24 protein-coding genes are annotated in these 25173 nt (G+C 50.2%); all 24 read left to right on the top strand.

What is annotated here, in order from left to right; all coding sequences use genetic code 11:
* The first annotated feature begins 183 nt into the window (after positions 1-183).
* The 24 genes from NUV48_02140 (at position 184) to NUV48_02025 (ending at position 25146) form a co-directional block, all read left to right on the top strand.
* Positions 184-981 carry an isoprenyl transferase gene (locus NUV48_02140; GenBank protein MCR4440939.1) on the top strand — a complete coding sequence of 266 codons (798 nt, stop codon included), beginning with the start codon at positions 184-186 and terminating at the stop codon, positions 979-981.
* A 20-nt stretch (positions 982-1001) separates the two neighbouring features.
* Entirely contained in the window at positions 1002-1793 is a 792-nt protein-coding gene (locus tag NUV48_02135) for a phosphatidate cytidylyltransferase (protein ID MCR4440938.1), read from the top strand.
* 2 nt (positions 1794-1795) lie between these two features.
* Positions 1796-2902, top strand: coding sequence for a sporulation integral membrane protein YtvI (gene ytvI / locus NUV48_02130; GenBank protein ID MCR4440937.1), 1107 nt, complete (start codon positions 1796-1798; stop codon positions 2900-2902).
* A gap of 37 nt (positions 2903-2939) precedes the next feature.
* Positions 2940-4091 carry a 1-deoxy-D-xylulose-5-phosphate reductoisomerase gene (locus NUV48_02125; GenBank protein ID MCR4440936.1) on the top strand — a complete coding sequence of 384 codons (1152 nt, stop codon included), beginning with the start codon at positions 2940-2942 and terminating at the stop codon, positions 4089-4091.
* Positions 4092-4106: 15 nt separating this feature from the next.
* Positions 4107-5162, top strand: coding sequence for an RIP metalloprotease RseP (gene rseP, locus NUV48_02120; GenBank protein MCR4440935.1), 1056 nt, complete (start codon positions 4107-4109; stop codon positions 5160-5162).
* A gap of 8 nt (positions 5163-5170) precedes the next feature.
* Positions 5171-6253: a flavodoxin-dependent (E)-4-hydroxy-3-methylbut-2-enyl-diphosphate synthase gene (ispG, locus tag NUV48_02115; GenBank protein MCR4440934.1), complete on the top strand. Its 1083-nt coding sequence runs from the start codon at positions 5171-5173 to the stop codon at positions 6251-6253.
* Between the two features lie 3 nt (positions 6254-6256).
* Positions 6257-7960, top strand: coding sequence for a proline--tRNA ligase (locus tag NUV48_02110; GenBank protein MCR4440933.1), 1704 nt, complete (start codon positions 6257-6259; stop codon positions 7958-7960).
* Between the two features lie 40 nt (positions 7961-8000).
* On the top strand, positions 8001-8633 hold the full coding sequence (locus NUV48_02105; protein MCR4440932.1) for a glycosyltransferase family 2 protein: 633 nt from the start codon (positions 8001-8003) through the stop codon (positions 8631-8633).
* A 3-nt stretch (positions 8634-8636) separates the two neighbouring features.
* On the top strand, positions 8637-9302 hold the full coding sequence (locus NUV48_02100; GenBank protein ID MCR4440931.1) for an MgtC/SapB family protein: 666 nt from the start codon (positions 8637-8639) through the stop codon (positions 9300-9302).
* Positions 9303-9362: 60 nt separating this feature from the next.
* Complete coding sequence (locus NUV48_02095; protein ID MCR4440930.1) at positions 9363-13094, top strand: PolC-type DNA polymerase III; 3732 nt, start codon at positions 9363-9365, stop codon at positions 13092-13094.
* A 212-nt stretch (positions 13095-13306) separates the two neighbouring features.
* Positions 13307-13753, top strand: coding sequence for a ribosome maturation factor RimP (locus NUV48_02090; GenBank protein MCR4440929.1), 447 nt, complete (start codon positions 13307-13309; stop codon positions 13751-13753).
* Entirely contained in the window at positions 13753-14811 is a 1059-nt protein-coding gene (gene nusA / locus NUV48_02085) for a transcription termination factor NusA (protein ID MCR4440928.1), read from the top strand. Before NUV48_02090 ends, nusA begins: the two co-directional genes overlap by 1 nt.
* Positions 14812-14832: 21 nt before the next feature.
* Entirely contained in the window at positions 14833-15111 is a 279-nt protein-coding gene (locus tag NUV48_02080; protein MCR4440927.1) for a YlxR family protein, read from the top strand.
* Positions 15092-15424 (top strand): ribosomal L7Ae/L30e/S12e/Gadd45 family protein, encoded by a 333-nt coding sequence (locus NUV48_02075; protein MCR4440926.1) that lies wholly within the window; start codon positions 15092-15094, stop codon positions 15422-15424. The genes NUV48_02080 and NUV48_02075 overlap by 20 nt, the downstream gene beginning before the upstream one ends.
* 13 nt (positions 15425-15437) lie before the next feature.
* The gene (gene infB, locus NUV48_02070) at positions 15438-17861 is read left to right on the top strand and encodes a translation initiation factor IF-2 (GenBank protein MCR4440925.1); all 2424 of its coding nucleotides are present in this window, start codon (positions 15438-15440) and stop codon (positions 17859-17861) included.
* A gap of 15 nt (positions 17862-17876) precedes the next feature.
* Complete coding sequence (rbfA, locus tag NUV48_02065) at positions 17877-18248, top strand: 30S ribosome-binding factor RbfA (protein ID MCR4440924.1); 372 nt, start codon at positions 17877-17879, stop codon at positions 18246-18248.
* Positions 18241-19209 (top strand): bifunctional oligoribonuclease/PAP phosphatase NrnA, encoded by a 969-nt coding sequence (locus NUV48_02060; GenBank protein MCR4440923.1) that lies wholly within the window; start codon positions 18241-18243, stop codon positions 19207-19209. Before rbfA ends, NUV48_02060 begins: the two co-directional genes overlap by 8 nt.
* Before the next feature lies 1 nt (position 19210).
* Positions 19211-20122 carry a tRNA pseudouridine(55) synthase TruB gene (truB, locus tag NUV48_02055; GenBank protein ID MCR4440922.1) on the top strand — a complete coding sequence of 304 codons (912 nt, stop codon included), beginning with the start codon at positions 19211-19213 and terminating at the stop codon, positions 20120-20122.
* A 9-nt stretch (positions 20123-20131) separates the two neighbouring features.
* Positions 20132-21100: a bifunctional riboflavin kinase/FAD synthetase gene (locus NUV48_02050; GenBank protein MCR4440921.1), complete on the top strand. Its 969-nt coding sequence runs from the start codon at positions 20132-20134 to the stop codon at positions 21098-21100.
* Positions 21101-21177: 77 nt separating this feature from the next.
* The gene (locus NUV48_02045) at positions 21178-21432 is read left to right on the top strand and encodes a hypothetical protein (protein MCR4440920.1); all 255 of its coding nucleotides are present in this window, start codon (positions 21178-21180) and stop codon (positions 21430-21432) included.
* Positions 21413-21634 carry a hypothetical protein gene (locus NUV48_02040; protein MCR4440919.1) on the top strand — a complete coding sequence of 74 codons (222 nt, stop codon included), beginning with the start codon at positions 21413-21415 and terminating at the stop codon, positions 21632-21634. The genes NUV48_02045 and NUV48_02040 overlap by 20 nt, the downstream gene beginning before the upstream one ends.
* 144 nt (positions 21635-21778) lie before the next feature.
* Positions 21779-22048: a 30S ribosomal protein S15 gene (rpsO, locus tag NUV48_02035; GenBank protein MCR4440918.1), complete on the top strand. Its 270-nt coding sequence runs from the start codon at positions 21779-21781 to the stop codon at positions 22046-22048.
* Positions 22049-22188: 140 nt separating this feature from the next.
* Entirely contained in the window at positions 22189-24321 is a 2133-nt protein-coding gene (locus NUV48_02030) for a polyribonucleotide nucleotidyltransferase (protein ID MCR4440917.1), read from the top strand.
* 111 nt (positions 24322-24432) lie between these two features.
* A complete protein-coding gene (locus NUV48_02025; GenBank protein MCR4440916.1) occupies positions 24433-25146 on the top strand; it encodes a polysaccharide deacetylase family protein in 714 nt (237 codons plus the stop codon).
* Positions 25147-25173: the final 27 nt, after the last annotated feature.

The raw sequence follows: 25173 nt of genomic DNA, 5'->3' as shown, positions 1-25173 counted from the left end.
GTTGAAATGCGTTATGCTCCATACGTCAGCCGTGCGACCGCTTAGCGATGGGGAAAAAAGAGTTATCCGTATTAAGAAAAATGACCAGGAAGTCGAGATTCTCGCAGGACTTTTTCAAAAATGTGGTTTTGCTTCGGGAAAGGGATGCGGTGATTAACCCCCTTAAACAGGGGGTTTTCCTGCATGGGGAGGCAAGAGATAACGATGAGTCTATATTTTAAGAATCTATTTAAAAAAAGAAGTATAGAAAAAAGAGTTCCCGGCCCGGAGACTCTCAACAAGCAGCCTCTTCCACGGCATGTGGCCATAATCATGGACGGTAACGGGAGATGGGCCCAAAAGAAAGGTTTACCGCGCGCGGCCGGGCACAGGGCGGGAATGGAAACGCTAAAGAGGGTTGTGGAATCGGCAATCAATATAGGGATTACCCATCTTACCGTGTATGCTTTTTCCACTGAAAACTGGAAAAGGCCGCAGGAGGAGATAGATGCTTTGATGAACCTCCTGGTTGAGTACGTAGAAAAAGAGCTTCAGCAGCTGAAAAAAAATGGGGTTAAAGTAAAAACCCTGGGCAGCCTGGAACAGCTTCCGGCGGGAGCAAGGCGCCAGATAGAGAAGGCCATAGCCGAGACGAACAACAACAGTAAGCTCAACCTCCAGATAGCGCTTAATTACGGCGGCCGAAAAGAAATTGTGGATGCAGTCCGAATTCTTTGCCAGGATGTAAAAGAAGGAAAAGTGGAGCCGGAAAACATCAACGAGGCAATGTTTTCTAATTACCTCTACACTGCCGGAATGCCAGACCCGGATTTGATTATTCGTCCTTCCGGCGAAATGCGCTTAAGCAACTTTCTCCTGTGGCAGTCAGCTTATGCCGAGTACTGGACGACACCTGTTTTGTGGCCGGATTTTTCCGAACGCGACTTATTTCAGGCCATTCGCGATTACCAGGGTCGCCAGCGACGTTACGGCGGGCTGTAAGCGGAAAGGTGAAAAACGGAATGTTGGTTAAAAGAGTGCTTGTCGCGTTAATCGGAATACCTGTTGTTGTTTATGCGTTTTATGTGGGTGGCCTTCTCCTGCTGACGGGCATAATAATTCTCGTGATTGCCGGTCTGGTGGAATTTAAAAACCTGGCTGCCAGGTCAGGACACCAGGTGCTCGGGCCGCCCATGTGGGCCGGGGGGTTAATCATTCCCCTGGTTTATCAATACTGGAGCGATATGCTTGCTGCTGCCTTCTTGTTTCTTGCTGTTTTTGCAGCCTTGTTTTACCTGGTCGGTTTTCCGCGTTTTTCTCCTTTTGAACTGTCGTTCACTGTTGCCGGGGTAATATATATTGTAATGGGTTTTTCTCACCTCTTGCTCATAAGGGACCTGGAAAACGGTTTCTGGCTGGTTGTTTATTTATTTGTAATTGTATGGAGCACCGACACGGGAGCTTATTTTACCGGCACTGTTTTTGGGAGGCACTTGCTGGCTCCCCACATCAGCCCGAACAAAAAATGGGAGGGTTTTTTTGGCGGCCTGCTGGTAAGCATCCTGGCTGCCTACATCTTGATAAGGGTGTCACCTCCGGAAAAGGGCTGTCTTTTTCTTGGCGTTGCTCCTTTTGTTTCCATAGCAGGGCAGGCGGGAGACCTGTTTGAAAGTGCCTTAAAGCGGTATGCCGGGGTAAAAGATTCGGGAACCATTATCCCGGGGCACGGCGGGGTACTGGACCGGTTTGACAGCGTTCTTTGGGCTGCGCCGGTAACCTATTATCTGTTTTTATTGATGGAGAGGTTGTTTTGATCATGAACACGAAAATTGAACGCCATCTTGAGAATTTGCTGAAGATAGGCACCGCGCTGGTATTAATTGTTGCCGTGTTTTTTACTTTCAATTACTTGTTTCCGCTCCTGTTTAACGTGTCGGAGAGCCTGGTCTGGGGGTTTTTGCCGTTTATCCTGGCTGTAGTATTGGCTATTTTGATTGATCCTCTCGTAGACTGGTTGAGCACGAAGAAAAGGATCAAGAGGGGCTTGGCCGTAGCCATTGCTTTAATCATGCTGTTTGCCGGTATTGTCTTGCTGGTCGTGCTGGCAGTTTCACGCCTGGTGGTCGAACTTGCCGGGCTCTATGCCAGTCTTCCCGGCTACACCCAGCAACTGCTTAAAAGCGGGCTGGAGATAATAAACCAGCTCAAAAACTATATCAGCAACAACCCGCTGCCGCCGGAAGCTCAAGCCGTCCTGAGTTCAAACATGCAAAACGTTGTCAACGGTCTGACAGGTTTTATCGGAACGGCGGTCAGTTTTCTATTCGGTCTCATCGCAGGGCTGCCGGGTTTTGTCACGGTCATTATCGTCTCAGGGTTGGCTACCTTCTTTATCAGCAGGGACAAGGCCCTGATCATGCGCTTCCTGTACAGCCTAATACCGAAAAGATTTATCCGGCCGACCAGTATGGTTATCGGCGAGGCCAGCGGGGCCCTGGTCGGGTTTTTCCGGGCCCAGACAATTCTGATAAGCTTGACCGGGTTTCTGACAGTAATTGGCCTTTATATCATCAAGATTGATTATGCCCTGACCCTAGGAATCATCGTGGGCATTTTCGATCTGCTTCCCGTCCTGGGGCCTGGAACAATACTCGTGCCCTGGGCGGTCATTCAGCTGCTTGCCGGTAACTTCAGTTTTGGAGTGTCCCTCTTCGTCCTGTATGCTGTGCTGGTGGGAGTGAGACAGCTTTTAGAACCCAGAATTGTTTCCCGGCAGATAGGGCTGCACCCTCTGGCCACCCTGATGGCCCTGTACGTTGGACTTGCGTTCATCGGGGTGTGGGGCATTGTCATCGGCCCGTTCAGCGTTGTTCTGGTCAAGGCGGTTGTCAAAAGCGTGAAGAACATGAAGAAGGAACAATAACAGGGGTTGTATAATAAAAACAGGCGGTGGAAGAATCGTGCCCAAAAGGATTGTCATACTTGGTTCCACCGGGTCTATAGGCCGCCAGGCCATGCAGGTGGTTGACGAGTTCCCGGGTGAATTTGAGGTTGTGGGATTGGCGGCGGGTTCCAACATGGATCTGCTGGCTGAGCAAATTGCCAAGCATCGCCCGAAATATGCGGCGGCAGGAAGCCGGGAAGCGGCAGTTAAGCTTGGCGCATTGATTAAAGACGACAGACTGCCGGTGATGTATGGTGACAGCGGCCTGGAGAGTTTAGCCGGCATGGATGGATTAGACCTGGTGCTGGTTGCGGTATCAGGCATTAAAGGACTGCGGCCTACCATTGCCGCGCTGGAGCGGGGTACTGCCGTTGCCCTGGCCAACAAGGAAACTCTGGTCACAGCCGGAGACCTGGTAGTGAAGAAAGCCAGGGAAAGGAAGACCAGGATCCTGCCGGTCGACAGCGAGCATTCCGCAATATTCCAGTGCTTTGAAGAAAGAAACTCTGCTGCCGTGGAGAAACTACTGCTAACTGCTTCGGGAGGACCCTTCCTCAAATGCAGCGCAACAGAGCTGGATAAGGTCAAACCGGCCCAGGCACTCCGGCATCCCCGGTGGAGAATGGGAGCAAAAATCACCATAGACAGCGCCGGGCTTGTTAACAAGGGACTGGAAGTGATTGAAGCGCACTGGCTTTATGATATGCCCTATGAGAAGATTGAAGTGCTGATACATCCCCAGAGCATAATCCATTCCATGGTGCAGTATGCCGACGGTTCAGTTCTGGCCCAGTGCAGCCTGCCGGATATGAGGCTTCCCATTCAATACGCCTTTTTCTATCCGGAACGGCGAAAGAACAGCTTTCCAAGGGTAGACTTTTCTGAGGTCGGGGAACTCACGTTCATGAAACCGGACCAAGAAAGGTTCCCCGGCCTTGGTTTAGCTTACGAAGCCGGCAAGGCTGGCGGGACAATGCCTGCTGTATATAACGGCGCAAATGAAAAAGCGGTAGAGTTGTTCCTGGCCGAAAAAATCAAGTTCAGTTCCATACCGGCGGTTATTGAAAACGTGATGAAAAAACACCGGCCACTGCAGGAGTATGGTCTAGAAGAGATCCTGGAGATAGACAGGTGGTCACGTTTGGCAGCTGTGGAAGCGGTCTATTGACTTGGTCTTAGAGGAGTGATTTTCTTGCAAACATTTGTTGCCTCGTTAATTATTTTCGGCCTGATCATCTTTTTCCACGAGTTTGGCCATTATCTCCTGGCGAAAATAACCGGGGTAAGGGTGGAAGAGTTTGCCCTGGGAATGGGTCCGAAAATAGTCGCCAAAAAATGGGGCGAAACAATTTACTCAATTAGAGCGCTTCCACTGGGCGGTTTTTGCCGAATGGCGGGCGAGACGGGCTCAGGCGATTATGAATCATCGGCTTCCCATGATCCACGCCGTTTCGATCAGAAACCCGTTTGGGCCCGGATAGCAGTTATTGCTTCGGGTCCGCTGATGAATTTTGTGCTGGCTGTCTTCATTTTTACCGCGCTTTTTTCAGCAATAGGAATCCCGGAAGACTATACAACAAAAATCGGGTCGGTTGTCGCGGGAAGCCCGGCAGAGCAGGCGGGATTAAGGGCAGGCGACCGGGTTGAAAGGATTAACGGTATTGATGTAAACAGCTGGCGAGAGCTGGTAAGTATTATTCACGGCAGCGCTGGAAAAAAGATTGAACTGGAAATAGCGAGGGGAAAAAGCACTATTGTGGTTGAAGCAACCCCGAAACTTGATCCGGAGAGCAATGTCGGAATGATTGGCATCACGCCGGAAGAGCCGCGCTGGAAAAAAGTCGGGTTTTGGGAAGGGCTGAAAAACGGCTACCAGCGGACTGTTGACATAACAAGGTTGACAATTGTCGGGCTGGTGGAAATGATTACGGGAAGGACATCCACTGAAGGCATTGCCGGGCCGGTGGGAATAATCCAAATGATTGGCGAGTCGGCACGGTTTGGACTGGTTTATTTGGTTAATCTTACTGCCCTCATTTCTATAAATCTCGGGCTGATCAACCTTTTGCCGATCCCTGCTCTGGACGGAAGCCGCCTGCTATTTTTAATATTTGAAGGTGTTCGAGGCAGGCCGGTCAATCCGGCGAAAGAGAATTTTGTTCACCTGGTGGGCTTTATCCTGCTCATGGTTCTCATGGTGTTCATCACCTACCGGGACATCATAAGAATATTTGTGTAGGTTGTTGTATGATAAAGAAAGAGTATTTTAATCGTCGAAAAACAAAAAATTTCCACCTGGGAGCGGTAGGTATCGGCCATGAATACCCTGTTTCCATCCAATCTATGACCAGCACGGATACGCGAGATGTCCGTTCAACCGTCGCCCAGGTTAAGGCTCTTGCCGCAGCGGGCTGCGAAATTGTACGGGTGGCTGTGCCTGACGGGGAAGCCGCCCTTGCCCTGGAAACGATTGTAAAAGAATCGCCGCTGCCGGTAGTGGCCGATGTTCATTTTGACTACAGGTTGGCCCTGCTTGCCCTGGAAAAGGGCGCTGCGGGGCTCAGGCTAAATCCCGGCAACATAGGCGCGGGCTGGAAGGTAAAGGAGGTCGCTCGCCAGGCGCTGGCGCGCAAAGTTCCCATCCGGATCGGTGTCAACAGCGGGTCTCTGGGAAAAAAACTCATGGAAAAACACGGCGGCCCGTGTGCGGGGGCTATGGTGGAAAGCGCCTTGCACCATGTGAGACTGCTGGAAGAACAGGGGTTTGATCTGATCAAGGTTTCGCTGAAGTCGTCCTATGTTCCCATGATGATTGAGGCCTGCCGGGAATTTGCCGGCATGACGCCTTATCCCCTACACCTGGGAGTCACGGAGGCCGGCCTTTTGGAAAGCGGGAGCGTCAAATCGGCCCTGGGGATTGGCACACTACTGGCCGAAGGGATTGGCGACACGATCAGGGTTTCCCTGACCGGGGACCCTGTCCCGGAAATCAGGGTTGCCAAGATGATCCTGCGCATGCTGGGGCTGAGGAAACAAGGCGTGGAGATAATCTCCTGCCCAACCTGCGGCCGTTGCCAGATCGATCTGTATTCTTTGGCTAAAGCAGTGGAAGAGAAGACAAAGGACCTTACTCTTCCCCTGACCGTTGCCGTAATGGGGTGCGCCGTAAACGGGCCAGGCGAAGCCAGGGAAGCTGATGTCGGCATAGCCGGGGGAAAGGGAGAAGGGATAATTTTTGTTAAAGGAAAGATAGTCCGCAAGGTCCCGGAGAAGGAAATACTGGATGCTCTCTGGGAACAAATAGAAATTATAAAAAACGAAGGGGTATAAGAGATGCATGTGAGCAAACTGTACGCGCCAACACTGCGCGAGACGCCTGCCGAAGCCGAAGTTGTAAGTCACAAACTGTTGGTCAGGGCAGGTTTCATCCGCAAATTATCTTCGGGCGTATATACCTATTTGCCGCTGGCTCAGCGCGTCCTGCAAAAGATCTCGGCTATTGTCAGGGAAGAAATGAATAAGGCCGGCGGGCAGGAAGTGATCATGCCTGTCATCCAGCCGGCTGAATTATGGCTGGAGTCTGGACGCTGGCATGTTTACGGAAAAGAGTTGTTCCGGCTAAAAGACCGGCATGAACGCGAATTTTGCCTTGGGCCCACCCATGAAGAAGTGATTACCGACCTGGTAAGGATGGATATTTCTTCCTACCGGCAGCTCCCGCTGATGCTCTATCAAATACAAAATAAGTACCGGGATGAGCGGAGGCCGCGTTTCGGGTTAATGCGCGGCCGCGAGTTCATCATGAAAGACCTCTATTCATTTGACCGGGACGAAGAGGGACTGGAAGAGAGCTACCGTAAAATGTTCGATGCTTACAACGCGGTGTTTAACCGCTGCGGGTTGGAATTTCGGCCGGTGGAGGCAGACTCCGGCGCCATAGGGGGCAGTGTCAGCCATGAATTCATGGTTATTGCCGACTCGGGAGAAGCAGCCATTGTTTATTGCCCGTCCTGCAGTTATGCGGCAAACGCGGAAATTGCGCCTTGCTTTCCTTCAGAAAATGATCAAGAGGAACAGCTGCCGGTAAAAAAAGTTGAAACCCCGGGAAAATCCAACATTGATGAGGTCGCGGCATTTCTCAAGGTTCCAGCCAGAAAACTGATCAAGACGCTGCTTTTCCTGGTTGATGGCGAGCTTATAGCAGTACTGGCGCGCGGCGACAGGACCGTCAATGAAATAAAGGTCCAGCGGCTGCACCCATCGCTCACTTTTGAAATGGCCCCGGCCGAAAGGATCAGGGAGGCGGCCGGCTGCGAGCCGGGATATGTTGGACCTGTAGGATTAAAGGAACGGGGAGTAAAAGTTTACGCGGATGAAGAGGTCAGGACAATGAACAACGCCGTTTGCGGCGCCAATGAGGAAAACTATCACCTTTTAAACGTCGTTCCGGGTCGCGATTTCAAGGTGACGGCTTACGCCGACCTGCGGCAGATTGAAGAGGGAGAATGCTGCCCCGCCTGTGGAGCGGTCTTAAGCTCGGCCAGGGGTATTGAAGTGGGACAAATATTCAAACTGGGAACAAAATACAGCAGTGCCTTAAAGGCAAATTATGTGGACGAAAACGGCAAGGAAAATTTAATTGTCATGGGCTGCTACGGGATCGGCATAAGCAGGACAATGGCGGCTGCCGTGGAGCAGAACCATGACGAGGACGGGATCATCTGGCCCGTTGCCATCGCCCCTTATCATGCGGTGGTCATACCCGTTTCAATCAGCGATGACAGGATGTGGCAGGCGGCGGTGGAGATATACGACAGCCTGGCGAAAAGCGGTGTTGAAGTGGTACTCGATGACAGGGATGAACGGGCCGGGGTCAAATTCAAAGATGCCGACTTGATTGGTTACCCGTTGCGCATCACGGTAGGGAAAAAGCTGCTGGAAGAAAATGTGCTGGAGGTTAAGAAACGCCAGGAAAAGAATGTCAGCTTTGTCCAAAGAAATGATATAATAGATTATGTCAAGGATATTTTAAAATAATAAAGGAACGGGTGAAACCATATAGTAAGGAGAGCCGCTGATGTGCGTAACTGTAATCATACCCGCCTACAACGAGGAAAGATATATTGGTGGAGTGCTGGCGCCCTTATGCGAAGTTGAGGAAATTACACAAATAATCGTGGTAAGTGACGGTTCCACCGATAACACCACTGGTGAGGCCAGAAAAAAACAGGCTGAGGTTATCGAGCTCCAGGTAAATGTTGGTAAAGGCGGAGCGATGGCCGCGGGATTGAAAAAAGCAAAGGAAGAAGTTATCCTGTTTATGGATGCTGACTTGATAGGTTTAACCAGGCAGCATGTTATCGATATGATCAAACCAGTTCTTGAAGACCAAGCGGATATGACCCTTGGCCTTTTTGAGCAGGGCAGGCTGACTACCGATATGGCACAAGTTATTGCGCCTTTCTTATCGGGACAGCGCTGTATCAGGAAAAAGTGGCTGGATAGGTTCAGGGGATGGGAAGATGCAGGATTCGGGGTGGAAGCGGCCCTAACTCTCTTTGCCCAGGAAAACCGGCTGCGAATCAAAAACGTTTACCTGCCGGCACTGTCGCATGTAATGAAGGAAGAAAAACTCGGCCTGCTCAAAGGATTTGCCTATCGTTTGAAGATGTACTGGGAGATCGCGAGAAAAGTACGCTCAGGGGTGTAGCTGATGGTTGATTATGAACTGACGATGGCTGTGCGCTTGCTGCTGGCAGCAGTACTGGGAGGACTGGTCGGTCTCGAGAGGGAAAGTGTGAACAAGGCAGCGGGGTTTCGCACCCATACGCTGGTTTGCCTGGGTTCATGCTTGATCATGATTACATCCATAGAGATGTATACCATGCATGGGGTTAGTGCGGACCCGGCCAGGCTGGCCGCGCAGGTTGTAAGCGGAATCGGTTTCCTGGGCGCCGGCACGATCATGCGTTCAGGGTTTGGCATCAAGGGCCTGACAACGGCAGCCTCTTTGTGGGTTGTAGCGGGTATCGGCCTGGCGGTAGGCGCGGGCCGATATACAACGTCGGTTGTTACGACCGCAATCGTTTTTCTGGTGCTGGTGTACATGAGTCGTCTGGAAAATTATGTTAAGTCTAAAAAAAGAAATTTAAAAAGCATTGACGCGCTGATCGAAGATCGGCCGGGACAGTTGGGCAGGGTATCGACCGCCCTAGGCGAAATGGATATTCACATCCGTAAGGTGGAGATAGGCGATCCATCTAGCAACAACAGGGTCAGGCTTACTTTAGTCGTCAATATCCCGTACAATCTTGTTATAAAGGATGTAAAAGAACGGTTGAGCAAAGTGGAAGGAGTTTATGAAGTGGACATATACTGATTAGCTGGTTTGCCAGGAGAAGCTGATAAAAAAGATGCTTGCTCAGGAGGAGTTTTGACTGTGTCTTTGCTTCAGGAAAAAAGCGAATCACAATGGCAGAAATTGATTTCTTCAACGTCGCTTGATCAGGAAGTGCGTGATTACCTGGCTAGGTGCAAGGTAAAAAGGATTATGATTTCCCAGGCAGAAAATGCTTGGGAAATATATTTTCGATGCCCGAAAGAGCCTGATGCGGCTGCCAGAGAATCTATCAGGAGTTTGTGGGAAGGGTTTTTCGGGAAGGAGAACCGGTTGGTTTTCCATTTTGAAGAAGAAGCGCGTTATAAAAGCCTGGCTGACCTTTGCCGGCAAGGCTGGTCTGAAATAGTGGACAAGCTGGCCCAGAACCTGCCCAGCTGCCGCGGGTGGCTGGCAGAAGCCGGGGTGATTGCAGGCGAAAACAGGGTGGTTGTGGAAATTCCGCACGAAATTGGGCGATCGTACCTGGTCGCTCATGGAATAAAAGAAAAACTGGAATGCATCCTAAAAGAGGAATACCATTTGCCAGCCGCTGTTTGCATAATTGCAGGCTCCGAGAATGCAGGCTCAAGCGAGGAAGAGGGCAGTTATTGTTTTGATGATCTTGAGGACTACTACCGCAGCAGATTCAAACAAACGGTAAAGAAATCGAGAAACGCAAGAGAGGGAAGAAAAAAAGAAGATAAGGACAAGGTAATTCTGGGAAAAAAGATAACAGGCAGGATAACCCCGCTTGCTGAAATAACCGAAGAAGAAAACGCCGCAGTGGTGCAAGCCCGCGTATTTAACATTGAACGCAGGAATTTAAAAAGCGGTCGAACTTTAATCCAGTTCTGCATATCCGATAGGAGCGATTCACTGGCCTGCAAGATAATTGACAGCGCTGAAACCGCCGGCAGGCTCCTTGACTGCCTGCAGGAAAACGGGTGGTACCTTTTGCGCGGGCCGGTGCGGACGGACAGGTATACCCAGGAACTGACCATGATCCCTGCGGATATTATGGAGACAGCGGTCGAGACGCGCAAAGATCAGGCCACTGAAAAGAGAACGGAACTTCACTTGCACACAAAAATGAGTGCTCTTGACGGGCTGGCTGAAGTTCATGAAGTGGTTAAAAGAGCAGCCCAGTGGGGCCATGAAGCAATTGCCATCACGGACCACGGCGTCGTCCAGGCCTTTCCGGAAGCCTATGAGGCAGGCTTGAAAAACGGGTTGAAAATCATTTACGGGCTTGAAGGCTACCTCTTTGACGAGGTTGAAAGCGAGAGCATGAAAACGAAGACGCCAACCTACCACTGCATTTTGCTGGCAATGAATCAAGAAGGATTGAGAAACCTTTACGAACTGGTTACGATTTCTCATTTGAATTATTTTTACCGGGTTCCTCGCTTGGCCAGGAGGGATTTAGTTAGGCTTCGCCGAGGACTCCTGGTCGGTTCGGCCTGCGAGGCAGGAGAGCTTATCCGGGCATATGTTGGCGGCGCTGGCGAGCAGGAGCTGGAAAGAATAGCCGGTTTTTATGACTACCTTGAAATACAGCCCCGACGGAATAATTTCTTCATGCTGGAAAATGGAACATTCCAGTCAGAAGAGGAGATCCTGTTAATGAACAAGGCGATTTACAGGCTCGGCAAGAAACTGGGCAAACCGGTGGTTGCCAGCGGGGACGTGCATTTTTTGGACCCGGAAGATGAAGTTTACAGGCGCATCCTGATGGCTGGAAAAGGTTTTGACGAGGCGGACAGGCAGGCGCCCCTGTATTTCAAGACCACCAGCGAAATGTTGGAAGAATTCGCTTACCTGGGCAAAGAGGAAGCTTATGAAGTGGTGATAAAAAACCCACGGGATATTGCGGCGCGGGTGGAAGAGTTGAAACCCATCCCGGCAGAGTTCTATCCGCCGGAGATACCTGGGGCGGAAGACGAAATCATGAGGCTGACCCTGGCGGGAGCCCGGGAAATGTACGGCGAACCACTTCCAGGTATTGTCAAGAAGCGCGTGGACAGGGAACTGGCGGCGATTATCAATAACGGGTTTGCCGTCCTGTACCTTATTGCGCATAAACTGGTAAAGAAATCAAACGAGGACGGGTACATAGTGGGGTCGCGGGGTTCTGTCGGTTCCTCGCTGGTGGCCACGCTGTGCGGTATAACCGAGGTGAACCCGCTGCCGCCGCATTACCGCTGCCTTGAATGCAAGTACAGCAGTTTTGTGGAAGACGGTTCGGTCGGTTCGGGCGCGGACCTCCCGGAAATGATGTGCCCGCGCTGTGGGAGCAGGCTGCAAAAAGACGGCCATAATATACCTTTTGAGGTTTTTATGGGATTTGAAGGGGATAAGGTGCCGGATATAGACCTGAATTTTTCAGGCGAATACCAGCCGCGCGCACACAGGTACGCGGAAGAACTCTTCGGTAAGAACAACGTTTTCCGGGCGGGGACGATTGCCACCATTGCCAGCAAAACAGCCTACGGTTTTGTAAAAAATTATTTTGAAGAAAAGAAGCAGGTGGTCCGTACGCCGGAAATAAACCGTTTGGTTAAAGGATGCACGGGAGTAAAGCGGACTACCGGCCAGCACCCCGGCGGCCTGATGGTCCTGCCGAAAGGTTTGGATGTTCACATGTTTACGCCGCTTCAGAGACCGGCTGATGATGTGAATTCGGAAACTATTACCACGCATTTTGATTACCACGCCATTTCCAGCCGGCTGGTAAAGCTTGATTTGCTGGGACATGACGATCCGACAGTCTTAAAAATGCTGGAGGACCTGACGGGTGTTGATTGCCGTTCGATTCCTCTGGATGCCCCCGAGGTTCTCTCGCTCTTCCGGGGAACAGAAGCGCTGGGAGTCGATCCCAAAGAACTGGGAACAACTATGGGCACACTGGGCATTCCTGAGTTCGGCACAAGGTTTGTCCGGCAGATGCTGGAAGACACGAAACCGCAAACTTTTTCGGATTTGGTGAGGATCAGCGGTTTCTCTCACGGGACAGATGTCTGGCTGAATAACGCCCAGGAGCTTATAAAGTCGGGAACGGCCAAAATGTCAGAGGTCATATCCGCCCGCGAGGACATCATGAATTATTTAATCCAAAAAGGGGTCAGACCGGAGAAAGCGTTCAAGATAATGGAAGACGTGCGCAAAGGAAAGGGCGTTCAGCCCGGATATGCTGAGATAATGAGAGAACACGGCATACCAGACTGGTATATTGAATCATGCCGGAAGATTAAATATCTTTTTCCCAAAGCCCACGCCGTCGCCTACGTGATGATGGCCGCGAGAATCGCTTATTTCAAGGTGCATTATCCAGCCGCTTTTTACGCCAGCTTTTTTACTGTACGTGCGGACGAATTTGACGCGGAACTCGTAGCAGGCGGTATCCCGGCGATAAAACGAAAAATGGAAGAAATAACAAAAAAAGGCGACGAGGCGACACAGAAGGAAGAAAAACTCTATACCATACTGGAACTGGCGCTGGAGATGTACCTGCGAGGCATACAATTGAAAAAGGTGGACCTCCTGAAATCAGACTGGCACAGGTTCTTAATCGTGGAAGAAAAAAAGGCCCTTCTGCCGCCGTTCGTCGCCTTGCAAGGGCTGGGGCAGGCGGCGGCCCAGGGAATTGTGAACGCCAGGGAAGCAAAGTTATTTACTTCGCGGGAGGATCTGCGCCACAGGGCCAAATTGAGCAAGACGGTGATGGATGTGTTGGAGCAGCATGGGTGTCTGGCAGGTTTGCCGCAGAATGACCAGATATCATTATTTAGTTAACTTTTTGCTAATTGCAGCTTGCCAAATATCCTTTTCTTGTGATAAACTCTACTATGGAAGTATTTCGTGGATATTTTGACGCAAGTGTAAGAGTGGGATGCCGCCCACTCTTTCGTCTTATTGAACTGCCAGGATAGCATATTGCGGGGTCAAAAAAGCCGGAAGGAGGCTTGGCTGTGGATAATAAAAAGATTCAGGATGCAGTCGCCAGGATGGCTGGGCCGGTGGTGGAAAAGAGAGGCATGGAACTGGTCGCCGTAGAGTATGTCAAAGAAGGGGGAAGCTGGTACTTGCGACTTTATATCGATAAAGAGGGGGGCGTTGACCTGGAAGATTGCCAGGCAGTCAGCGGTGAAGTATCGGAACTGCTTGATCGGACGGACCCGATTCCTCACTCTTACTTTTTGGAGGTGTCGTCTCCGGGAATTGAACGTATACTCCAAACAGAAAAAGATTTCCGCAGGTTCCGGGGTAGAAAGGTGAACGTTACCACTTTTGCGCCGGTAGAAGGGAAAAAAAAGCTGCGGGGAAACCTGGGCGAGGTTGACGGCGACGGCCTTCAACTGTTGCTGGACGGAGGGAAAGAATTAAAAATACCAGGAAAGATAATAGCCCAGGTGAGGTTGGCCTGGGAAGAAGAGGGGGGAAGGGTTAAGTAATGAATTTTGAGTTGATTGGAGCACTCAACGAGCTGGAAAAGGAGAAGGGCATTAATATTGATGTCATAATCGAAGCGATTGAAGCGGCACTTGTCTCAGCTTATAAAAAGAATTTTGGCACGCAGTCGAATATGCGTGTCGCTATTGACCGCGGCACCGGCGACATCAAGGTTTTTTCACGGAAAATTGTGGTTGAAGAGGTACAGAACCCCAGGGAAGAGATGGCCTTGAGCGAGGCTAGAAGAAAGGACCCTCGTTACGAGCTTGGTGATGTGGTGGAAGTGGAAGTGACACCGAGGGAGTTTGGCCGGATTGCCGCTCAAACAGCCAAACAGGTTGTAGTTCAAAGGCTTAGAGAAGCTGAACGGGATATGATTTTTGATGAATATGCCAACCGCGAAGGAGACATTGTTACAGGAATAGTGCAAAGACAGGAAGGCAAGAATGTGTATATCGATCTTGGGAAAACCGAGGCCGTATTGAGTCTGAACGAGCAAATGCCGGGAGAGAATTACCGTACTGGAGATCGAATCAAAGTTTATGTCATAGACGTGAAAAAGACGACCAAGGGACCGCAGATACTGGTTTCAAGGACACACCCTGGGCTGTTGAAAAGGCTTTTTGAACTAGAAGTCCCGGAAATCCATGACGGTACGGTAGAATTAAAGTCAGTAGCCCGTGAGCCAGGCGCCCGTTCCAAGATTGCGGTTCATTCCAGGAACGAAAACGTTGACCCGGTCGGCTCATGCGTTGGGCCCAAAGGGTTGAGGGTGCAGTCAATAGTTAATGAACTGAAGGGTGAAAAGATTGACATTGTCAAATGGAGTTCGGATGCGATCAAGTTTATCGCCAATTCATTGAGCCCGGCCAAGGTTATTTCTGTCGAAATTATTAACGACGAAAAAATGGCCAAAGTGGTTGTGCCTGATTACCAGCTTTCTCTGGCCATTGGCAAGGAAGGACAGAACGCCAGGCTGGCGGCGAAACTGACAGGGTGGAAAATCGACATCAAGAGCGAGTCGCAGGCCTTGGCAGCCGAAACCGATGCCGGAGAGTGAAGCAAAAGAGAGGTGAAAGGGATGGGACAGCGTAAAATTCCGTTGCGGATGTGCGTAGGCTGTCAGGAAATGAAACCGAAGAAGGAACTCATTCGTATTGTGCGGACGCCAGCTATGGAAATCATGATTGATGCCAGCGGGAAAAAGTCGGGGCGAGGTGTCTATATTTGTCCAAACAAAAACTGCCTGCAAAAAGCATTAAAATCCAACCGGCTGGAAAAAAACCTGCAGCATCCCATTTCAGAAGAAGTGATCAACCGCCTAAAAATAGGGTTAGGATATGATGAGCCTACCTCTTAACATCGCGTCATTACTGGGTTTTGCCAGGAAGAGCGGTCAACTGCTGACCGGCCGTTCAGCCGTACAGGCCGGCCTAAAAAAAAGGGAAGCCCGGTTGGTTATAGTGGCCAAAGACCTGCCGGAAAAAAGAAAACTTTACTGGAAAAAGCGGTGCGAGCAAAGCGGCAGCCAGTACATGGAAACAGGTACAAAAGAAGAATTGGGCAAGCTCCTGGGTGTGCGGGAGCGAGGCGTTCTGGCCGTAAAAGGCAAACAAATATCAGAAGCTATTAACAAGAAAGTGATGCAGTCCGGCCAGGCAGAAGACAATTAACGGGGGTGATTGGATGGCAACAATACGTGTGCATGAACTTGCCAGGGACATGAACATGTCGAGCAAAGAACTTTTGGATAAACTGCAGGACCTGGGTTTAAACATGAAAAATCACATGAGCACGATACCCAGCGGTGAGGTTAACCGCATAAAAAATATGGTCCTTAATTTGGAGAAAATAAAGGCCGCCAATAAAGAAATGCAGGAAAAAGCCAAGGCAGCCGCAGAAGCAAAAAAACCGGCGGAAAAAGGCCTGGAGACTGTTCCTCCAAAGGCGAAAGCACCCGGAGAAAAGAAGGCAGCACAGCAGCATAGGGAAGAGCGCAAGAATGTGCCGCCGGGCAGCCCATCAATCCAAAAACAGCAGTACGAACAGCGCGGTCAGCAGGGGACCAGGACACAACGAGAAGGCGGCCAGGGGCCCGGCTTTCAGCGGGACAGGAGCCAGGCCGCAGTGAGGACTTACCCCGGGCAATTATTTTATGCTGACAGCGACGATGTTGACAAGTACTACCATAAAGCGGAAAGGGCGCTGGGGGAAAAGGCTTACGAAAGAGGCGGTAAAACGAAAACAGGATACAAAAAACCTGGGCGTTTTGATGACAAAAAACATGACGGCAAAAAGGGAGGCAGGTTCAAAGGAGGAAAAGTATTCCAGCAGCAAAGGGAACAGGCGCCGGTAATTGTCAAGCATATCACGCTGGAAGGACCTATGACTGTGCAGGAGTTTGCGCATTTAATCAACAAAAAAGCGGCTGATGTAATCAAGAAGCTTCTTTTCTTGGGTGTTCCCGCCACAATAAACCAGGAGCTTGATGTTGACACCCTGATCCTGTTGGGAGAAGAATTCGGTACGACTGTTGAGGTCAAAGTTAAAAAGGAAGACATTCTTTTAGCCGAGGAACCAGATAAAATCGAAGACCTTGTGGAGCGCCCGCCGGTGGTCACGATCATGGGGCATGTTGACCACGGCAAGACTTCTTTGCTGGATGTCATCAGGCAGACAAACGTCGTGGCGGCAGAAGCGGGGGGTATTACACAGCATATCGGCGCTTATCAGGTCGAGGTGAAGGGTAAGAAAATAACTTTTCTTGACACTCCGGGGCACGAGGCTTTTACAGCCATGCGAGCCCGGGGAGCACGGGTGACGGACATTGCTATTTTAGTGGTAGCTGCCGACGACGGCGTTATGCCGCAAACTGTGGAAGCGATCAACCATGCGCAGGCCGCCGGCGTTCAGATTATCGTCGCTATTAATAAAATAGACAAACCAGAAGCAAACCCGGAACGCGTTAAACAGGAACTGACCGAACACGGCCTGGTGGCGGAAGAATGGGGCGGTGAAACCATTTGTGTTAACGTTTCGGCCAAGACAAAAGCCGGCCTGGAAACACTGCTGGAAATGATCCTGTTGATGGCTGAAGTTGCCGATCTGAAAGCCAACCCAAAGCGTAAAGCAAAAGGAACGGTTATTGAAGCCCAGCTTGACAAGGCAAGGGGACCGGTAGCCACGCTGCTCGTTCAAAACGGTACCCTGGAAGTGGGCGATTTTATGATTGTAGGGGCTACCCAGGGACGGGTAAGGGCTATGTATGACGACAAGGGACGTCGTCTTAAAAAGGCGCTGCCCTCCACTCCTGTTGAGGTTATCGGGCTTTCCGACGTGCCGCAGGCAGGCGATATTTTTCAGGTGGTAGAAGATGAGAGATTAGCCAAACAAATAGCCAGCGAGCGTACCGCTCAGAAAAGAGAAGAGGCGATTCAATCCAAAAGGCGCATTTCGCTGGAGGACCTGTTCAGCCGTATCCAGCAGGGCGAAGTCAGGGATTTGAATATAATTCTCAAGGCCGATGTTCAAGGTTCTATTGAAGCGTTGAAACAGTCACTGGAGAAGCTGTCAAACGAAGAGGTGCGTGTAAATATCATTCACCAGGGTGTCGGCGGGGTAAACGAGTCCGACGTTATGCTCGCTGATGCCTCAAATGCGATTATCATTGGCTTTAATGTAAGGCCGGATGCCAACGCCCGCAAAATGGCGGAGAACCAGCAGATTGATATCAGGCTGTACCGCGTGATTTACAATGCGATTGAAGATGTTAAGGCGGCCTTGAGCGGGCTTCTAAAGCCGGAAATACGAGAAGTGGTACAGGGACAGGCAGAAGTCAGGGCGACCTTCAAAGTGCCTAAAATAGGCACAATTGCCGGTTGCTATGTGACTGAAGGTAAAATTACGCGCGGTTCCCAGGTCCGGGTGATCAGGGACGGTATTGTTGTGCACGAGGGGACCATTGGTTCGCTAAAAAGGTTTAAAGATGATGTCAGGGAAGTAGCCAGCGGTTATGAATGCGGCATCGGCATAGAGAAGTTTAACGATGTCCACGAGGGAGACAGGCTTGAATTCTATACCTTCGAAGAAATCAAGAGGGAACTTTCCTGAGAGGAGGCAAAGGTCATGTCGGGCCATCGTCTAGCCAGGATTGCGGAAGAGGTTAAGAAAGAATTGTCGCAAATGATCAGGGAAGAAATTAAAGACCCGCGGGTAAAAGGCCTGATCAGCATAACCCATGTGGAAATAACAAGCGACTTGCGTTATGCAAAGGTTTATGTAAGCATGTTTGCTAATGAGAATGAAAGCGAGAGATCTTTTAAAGGACTGGAGAAAGCCAGCGGGTACCTGCGCAGTGAGCTGGCCAAAAGGCTGCAGCTTCGCTTCACGCCGGAACTCATCTTCAAACCGGACAATTCAATCGCTTATGGTTCCAAGATCAACAAGATCATAGCGGAGATGAAAAGTGGAAAAGGGGAAAATGAACCGGATGTCTAGATGGCAAGATTTCAGTTCGTGCATAAGAGGTGCTGAAAAAATAATACTCCTGATCCACGAAAAGCCGGACGGCGACTGCCTGGGCTCAGCGCTTGCCCTTGGTCTTGGCTTAAAGAGTATGGGCATGAGACCATCGGTTTTACTTTTGGAGGAGGCGCCAGAAGTATACCGTTTTCTGCCAGGCCAGGAACTGCTTGAAGTTCGCAAACCGGGGAGGATTTCAGATAATATACCGGTTGTCGCCGTGGACTGTGCCGAAATATCCAGGATGGGATACGAAATCCCGGCAAAAAACCCGGTTGTCAATATCGACCACCATATCAGCAATTCGCTCTTTGGTTCGCTGAATATTGTCGATACAAACGCAGCGGCAACAGGCGAGATTATTTACCGCCTGTTTTTGGAAGGCGGAGTGGAAATAACGCCTGGGATGGCGACGTGCCTTTATGTGGCCCTGGCTACAGATACAGGGAATTTTACGTACAGCAATACGACACCGGAAACGTTCAGGATTGCAGGCGATTTGCTGAGCCTGAAATCCGATATGCGCCTGATCAGGGAAAACCTCTATGAAACGAGACCAGTGGGAGAGCTTTTGATGATGAAAGCCGCACTGGAAACTCTTTTTTTCACCCAAAACGGGAGGATCGCCGCTTGTGTGCTTTCATACGAGACAATAAAACACCACCACCTGTTTGAAACCGAAACCGACAGCCTGGTCGGGCTGCTCAGGGCAACGAAGGGAGTGGAAATAGCCGCGCTTTTCAAGGAGCTGACGAGGGGTGAAATAAAGGTTAGTTTCCGTTCCAAAGACAGCGCCGATGTGAACAAGCTGGCGGCGGAATTCGGGGGCGGGGGACATCCCCGGGCTGCCGGCTGTACGGTGAAAGGGACCCTGGCTCAGGTGGTTAAGGATGTGCTGGCTGCGGCCGAAAAAATGATCAGAGACGGCGGTGACTAAAATGAACGGCGTAATTAACGTGTTAAAACCGCCAGGGATGACGTCACATGACGTGGTGGCTTTTATCCGGCACCAGTTGGAAACAAAAAAGGTCGGGCATGCGGGAACCCTGGACCCACAGGCCGCCGGTGTTCTCCCCGTTTGTATCGGCCAGGCCACACGCCTGGTTGATTTTTTGAGTTATCAAGACAAGGAATACATGTGCCGTATGGTCCTTGGCATTACGACGACAACACAGGACGCCTGGGGTGATGTGGTGGCCCGGACTGATGCGTCATTCGTCACCAGGGAAATGGTGGAGAGCGCATTGGCCCGCTTCCGGGGCGAGATAGAACAGGAAGTGCCGGCCTATTCGGCGGTAAAGGTGGCAGGAGTTCCCATGTACGAAATAGCGCGCCGGGGTGGAAATGTGCCGGTTGTAAACAGAAGAGTCACGATTAAAAGGATTGAACTCCTGGAATACAGGGGTCCCGAACTCGCTTTCTATATTAGATGTTCAAAAGGAACTTATATCAGGACCCTCTGCCATGACCTGGGCAGTGTACTAAAAACGGGAGGCCATATGTCGTTTTTACTGCGGACCAGGGTTGGAGATTTTCACCTGGGGGAAAGCCTGACCCTGGAGGAAATAAAAAGCAGGAAAGAGAAGGCCTTGCTGCCTGCCAGCAAATGCGTTGCCGGCCTGCCTCATCTTGTGGTTAACAAAGATGACCTGAATTGTTTCAGGAACGGCCGCAGCATTCTGTTTCCCTGCGGGTATTTAAAGGGAATAAACGAGGCTGTTGTTCCCGGAAAGGGCCAAGGGGTAATAGCGGTTTGGGGCGAGGAAGGGAACCTGCACGGTCTTGGTGAAGTTATCCGGCAAAACGACAAGTGTTATCTTAAACCGAAAAGAGTTTTTGGTGTGGAGTAGATGAAGCATATGGAGATTGTACGCAGCCTGGAAGAAATAAGAGCGATAAAAAAACCTCGAGCGCTGGCGCTGGGTAATTTCGACGGCGTTCACCGCGGTCACCAGGTGCTCATCAGGCAGTGTGTGGAAGAAAGCCGGCGAAAAAGCTGGGTTCCATGCGCGCTTACTTTCGAGCCGCATCCGCTGCAGGTCATCAAAGGGAACGGCGCGGTAAAGCTTCTCAATACATTCGAACAAAAGAGAGAGCTTATCGCTTCTTTGGGCATATCCTACCTGATTCTGCTGACTTTTGACCGGAAGCTTGCCGGTACAGCCGCCGAGGATTTTGTGAAAAATTACCTGGCGGGTACACTGGAAACCGTCAAGGTTTTTGTCGGTTTTAATTTTTCCTTTGGCCGAGATGGAAGCGGAAACCCAGCCTTTTTGGAGATGATGGGGAAGGAATGCGGCTTTGAAACGTCTGTTATTCCACCTGTTCTTGTCGATAATAAGGTTGTAAGCAGCAGCATCATCAGGGAATATTATTCTTCCGGCCAATTGGACCAGGCCGCTAAAATGCTGGGATACCAGCCCTTTCTGCTGGGCATGGTCGTACCGGGGGAATCCAGGGGAAGGATTATTGGCTATCCCACGGCCAATATTGAGACCCCTGATTATTTAGTATTGCCTGCCTTTGGGGTCTATGCGGCGTGGCTGGAGATATTGAATAATTCTGTGCAGTCGGGTGTAAACAAAAAGTATCCCGCAGTGGTGAACATCGGCAGACGACCGACCTTCTCCCCCGGAAAACCGTCCGTTGAAGCTCATATCCCCTGTTATACCGGCGATCTGTATCATCAGCAGGTCAAGCTCACCCTGCTCGAACGAGTAAGACCGGAAATGAGATTTGAAAACATGGAAAAACTGCGGGAACAAATAGCCAAGGACATAAGAATAAGCCTCCAAATTTTGAAACAGCACCCTTCCGAAGAAATGTAAACTGAAGGTTCTTTCATAATTTTCTCCGACCAAAATAAAATGATTACAAAAGAAAGAGTCAGGAGGAAAATGAGAAGGTGGCGGCTGTTTTTGAAAACCACCATAAGTGTTATGCCGCATCCAGGATGGTGGGAGATATTGTTTTCAGCAAGGAATTCTGCAGTTTGCGTGAGGAGCTGAGCAGCGTTTACCGGCGGTTAGAGATAAGGGATGCCGAAAAAGAAGCCTTCCAGGATGCCCTGTATAGTTTTTTGACGCAAAAGGTTGAAGTTAAAAAGAGGCTTTTATCGCTGGTAAGGCGGGACATGGTGCATGAGAGTAATCATTACTGAGCATGCCAGAAAACGACTGAAGGATTACCGCCAGGAAAAAATAACACCAGCGGATATAATTCGCGCCGCCAAGCAAATACCAGGGCAGGTTCCTACAGCTACCCGCTTTCGTGGTTTTTTTAGCAGATCGGGACGGGCTTTTGACGTTGTGGCCAAGGATATCCCCAGCGGCCGGCTTGTAATCACCATCATTGGCAAATAAAACAGCGAAAAATACAAAAAGCTTGCAATAGCAGTGTTCCTAACGTATAATGAATGCTGTCAGATTTAGCGAAAGACTAGGTTAAGCGATTCACCAACGCTTTACCTGGTTTCGCCGGACTTTATCGAGGAGGTGAAAAGCAAGATGTCTTTGGATAAGGAAAAAAAGAACGAAATCATCAACAAGTACAAGCTGCATGAAAACGATACCGGTTCTCCAGAGGTGCAAATCGCTATTCTTACGGAAAGAATAAACTATCTTACCGAGCATTTGCAGAAACACAAAAAGGACCACCATTCAAGGCGCGGGTTGTTGAAAATGGTTGGCCAGCGGCGGGGTCTGCTTAATTACCTGAAAGAAAAAGACCTCGACAGATACAGGAATATAATTGTAAGTTTGGGAATTAGAAGATAGGGCGGAAAACCGCCCTCTTTTCTATGGGCGTAAGCTGGTATTTTTTACCCCTGGTGAAGGAAATAATAAGTAGAGTGTAGAAAATAGAAATATTTGAAGAAGAAACAAAGACATAATATTAGGGAGGTTTTACAGGTTTGATGGAATATCCGTATCCGATACTCAGAAAGGAAATTGTTATTGCCGGGCGTTCTTTGATTCTTGAGACCGGCAGGCTGGCCAAACAGGCAGGGGGAGCAGTGCTTGTCAGGCAAGGCGACACCTGTGTTTTGACGACAGCAACTTCTTCTGCGGAACCGAGAGAGGGGATAGATTTCTTTCCGCTTACGGTTGACTATGAAGAAAGACTGTATTCAGTGGGAAAAATCCCGGGAGGTTTTATAAAACGGGAAGGACGACCCAGCGAAAAAGCGATTCTTTCCGGCAGGCTGGTTGACCGGCCAATCAGGCCGCTTTTCCCCAAAGGCTACCGCAATGATGTCCATGTGGTGGCCACTGTCATGTCGGTTGACCAGGACAACCTGCCGGATGTAGCGGCCATAAATGGAGTTTCGGCAGCCCTCCACATTTCAGATATACCGTTTGAAGGCCCGATCGGGGCTGTGGCCGTAGGTTATTTGGACGGCGAACTGGTCATTAACCCGGACCTGGAACAAAGTGAACGGTCGCTGCTGCACCTGGTTGTTGCCGGCACAAAGGATGCCGTGATGATGGTTGAAGCAGGCGCCAATGAAGTGCCGGAAGAAATATGCCTAGAGGCAATTATGGCCGGCCATGAAAAAGTAAAAGAAATAGTGCGGTTTATTGAAGAATTTCGCCTTGAAGCCTTAAAAATGGGCCTGGCTAAGGAAAAAAAGGAACCGGTCCTTCACGCGTGTGATCCTGAACTGGAGAAAGCAGTGAGGGAATATGCAACTGAACCGCTGCACCAAGCCATCATGAACAAGGACAAACTGGAACGGGAAGAGAATATTGAAAGGATTAAGAATGAAACCGTGGAGAAGTTCCTGGAAACATATCCCGAGCAGGTAAAAGACATTAACACAGTGCTGGACTCTATTGTGAAGGAATATGTCCGCAAGTTGATCACCGTCGACAAGATCCGGCCCGATGGAAGAGCCATGGACGAAATAAGACCTATCACCTGCGAAGTTGGAGTGATGCCGCGGACACACGGTTCCGGGCTCTTTACTCGTGGGCAGACCCAGGTGCTTACTGTGGTAACGTTGGGAGCGATTGGAGAAGAACAGATCCTGGACGGGCTGGGTGTTGAGGAAAGCAAGCGTTATATGCACCATTATAACTTTCCACCGTACAGCGTAGGAGAAGCCCGGCCCATGCGCGGTCCTGGCCGGCGTGAAATCGGGCACGGAGCGCTGGCGGAACGCGCTCTTGAACCGATGATCCCACCGGAGGAAGATTTCCCGTACACGATCCGGCTGGTTTCCGAAGTTCTCGAATCGAACGGCTCGACTTCCATGGCCAGCGTTTGCGGAAGCACACTCTCGCTGATGGATGCGGGAGTACCCATCAAAGCGCCGGTTGCCGGCGTGGCCATGGGGCTTATTAAGGAAGGTGAACACTATTCCATACTTACAGATATTCAAGGGATGGAAGATGCGCTGGGGGATATGGATTTTAAAGTTGCCGGGACAAAAAAAGGGGTTACCGCGATCCAGATGGACATCAAAATCCCGGGCATAGACAGGAATATACTGCGGGATGCCCTGGAACAGGCGCGGAAAGGACGCCTTTTCATCATGGAGAAAATGCTCTCCGTTATTGCCGAACCGAGGCCGGATTTGTCCCCGTATGCGCCGCGCATTATCACCACGACGATCGATCCGGAAAAAATAAGGGAGGTAATAGGACCAGGCGGGAAGACAATCAAGAAAATCATTGAGAATACCGGGGTGAAAATCGACATAGAAGACGACGGCCGTGTTTTTATTGCGGCGGTTGACGTGGAGGCAGGCAAAAAAGCGCTGCGCATAATAGAGGATTTGACCCGGGACGTGGAAGTCGGAAAGATTTATATCGGGAAAGTAAACCGGATTACGGGTTTTGGGGCTTTTGTGGAGATCCTGCCTGGCAAGGAAGGGCTGGTGCACATCTCTCACCTGGCCGAGGAAAGAGTGGGCAAGGTGGAAGACGTCGTTTCGGTGGGGGATGAAATACTGGTCAAAGTAACGGAAATCGACAGGCAAGGGAGGATAAACCTATCGCGCAAAGAGGCTCTGCGCCAGCAGAAAAGCGGTCTGCAGGAGAAATAAAAGCGGTTGTCAATCGCTTTTATTGTTTTTGTATTGATACTCCCGCATGGGCGGTCTTACCCAAGCATATAGATAAAGGAGAGTTTAATGATTGCCCCGGGGGTGGTATAGTTGCATATCTATTATTTGACAAGGAGAACCCTGTCTTGTTTTGCTGCCGCGGTCATCGTTCTGGCGCTTGCAGCCGCCACCAACATGTTAAGCCAAAACCCAGACCGCAAAGCAAGCGTGCCTGCTGTTAACCCCGTTTACATTGGCAACACCCAGGAAAAAGCCGTGGCCATTATGGTTAATGTAGACTGGGGGGAAAAGGTTTTGCCCGCCATGATAAAAATGTTCAAGAACAAAAGGATTGAAGCAACTTTTTTTATTACCGGCAGGTTTGCCCAAAAGAACCAAGAGCTGGTCCAAGAAATAGCAAGGTCGGGTTTTGAGATCGGAAACCACGGTTATTCACACCCGCACCCCAACAGTATGGGACTTGAACAGAATAAAAATGAAATCATTAAAACAGAACAGGTCCTGACAGGGCTCAATGTGAAGGTCAGCAAGATTTTTGCTCCGCCTTACGGCGAACACCAGCAGCATGTCCTGAAGGCGGCTAACTCGCTCGGTTATAAGACGATTATGTGGACGATTGATACCTTGGACTGGCAGGACCCTTCGCCGGAGGCGATTATCAAAAAGGTGCTTTCCAAGGCTGACAACGGAGCGCTTGTTTTGACGCATCCCAAGGAATGCACGGTTGCCGCACTTCCTGCGGTTATTGACGCCTTGAGGGCACAAGATTTTTCCTTCAAAACAGTGACCGGTATTCTTCAATAAAACAGGGAAAAGTAGCCATACTATTTA

The sequence above is a fragment of the Peptococcaceae bacterium genome, assembly GCA_024655825.1.
Taxonomy (GTDB): Bacteria; Bacillota; Peptococcia; order DRI-13; family PHAD01; genus JANLFJ01.
The sequence above is the reverse complement of the archived record's forward strand: the minus strand, read 5'-3'. Positions and strand labels throughout refer to the sequence as shown.

Bases quoted from the DNA above. Each gene is read 5' to 3' on its own strand.
- NUV48_02050 (MCR4440921.1), top strand. From the start codon at position 20,132: ATGGAGATTGTACGCAGCCTGGAAGAAATAAGAGCGATAAAAAAACCT.
- ispG (MCR4440934.1), top strand. From the start codon at position 5,171: ATGATAAAGAAAGAGTATTTTAATCGTCGAAAAACAAAAAATTTCCAC.
- NUV48_02075 (MCR4440926.1), top strand. From the start codon at position 15,092: ATGATGAGCCTACCTCTTAACATCGCGTCATTACTGGGTTTTGCCAGG.
- NUV48_02135 (MCR4440938.1), top strand. From the start codon at position 1,002: ATGTTGGTTAAAAGAGTGCTTGTCGCGTTAATCGGAATACCTGTTGTT.
- NUV48_02100 (MCR4440931.1), top strand. From the start codon at position 8,637: ATGGTTGATTATGAACTGACGATGGCTGTGCGCTTGCTGCTGGCAGCA.
- NUV48_02140 (MCR4440939.1), top strand. From the start codon at position 184: ATGGGGAGGCAAGAGATAACGATGAGTCTATATTTTAAGAATCTATTT.
- NUV48_02110 (MCR4440933.1), top strand. From the start codon at position 6,257: ATGCATGTGAGCAAACTGTACGCGCCAACACTGCGCGAGACGCCTGCC.
- NUV48_02080 (MCR4440927.1), top strand. From the start codon at position 14,833: ATGGGACAGCGTAAAATTCCGTTGCGGATGTGCGTAGGCTGTCAGGAA.
- infB (MCR4440925.1), top strand. From the start codon at position 15,438: ATGGCAACAATACGTGTGCATGAACTTGCCAGGGACATGAACATGTCG.
- NUV48_02105 (MCR4440932.1), top strand. From the start codon at position 8,001: ATGTGCGTAACTGTAATCATACCCGCCTACAACGAGGAAAGATATATT.
- rbfA (MCR4440924.1), top strand. From the start codon at position 17,877: ATGTCGGGCCATCGTCTAGCCAGGATTGCGGAAGAGGTTAAGAAAGAA.
- NUV48_02040 (MCR4440919.1), top strand. From the start codon at position 21,413: ATGAGAGTAATCATTACTGAGCATGCCAGAAAACGACTGAAGGATTAC.
- NUV48_02090 (MCR4440929.1), top strand. From the start codon at position 13,307: ATGGCTGGGCCGGTGGTGGAAAAGAGAGGCATGGAACTGGTCGCCGTA.
- nusA (MCR4440928.1), top strand. From the start codon at position 13,753: ATGAATTTTGAGTTGATTGGAGCACTCAACGAGCTGGAAAAGGAGAAG.
- NUV48_02030 (MCR4440917.1), top strand. From the start codon at position 22,189: ATGGAATATCCGTATCCGATACTCAGAAAGGAAATTGTTATTGCCGGG.
- truB (MCR4440922.1), top strand. From the start codon at position 19,211: ATGAACGGCGTAATTAACGTGTTAAAACCGCCAGGGATGACGTCACAT.
- rpsO (MCR4440918.1), top strand. From the start codon at position 21,779: ATGTCTTTGGATAAGGAAAAAAAGAACGAAATCATCAACAAGTACAAG.
- ytvI (MCR4440937.1), top strand. From the start codon at position 1,796: ATGAACACGAAAATTGAACGCCATCTTGAGAATTTGCTGAAGATAGGC.
- NUV48_02060 (MCR4440923.1), top strand. From the start codon at position 18,241: ATGTCTAGATGGCAAGATTTCAGTTCGTGCATAAGAGGTGCTGAAAAA.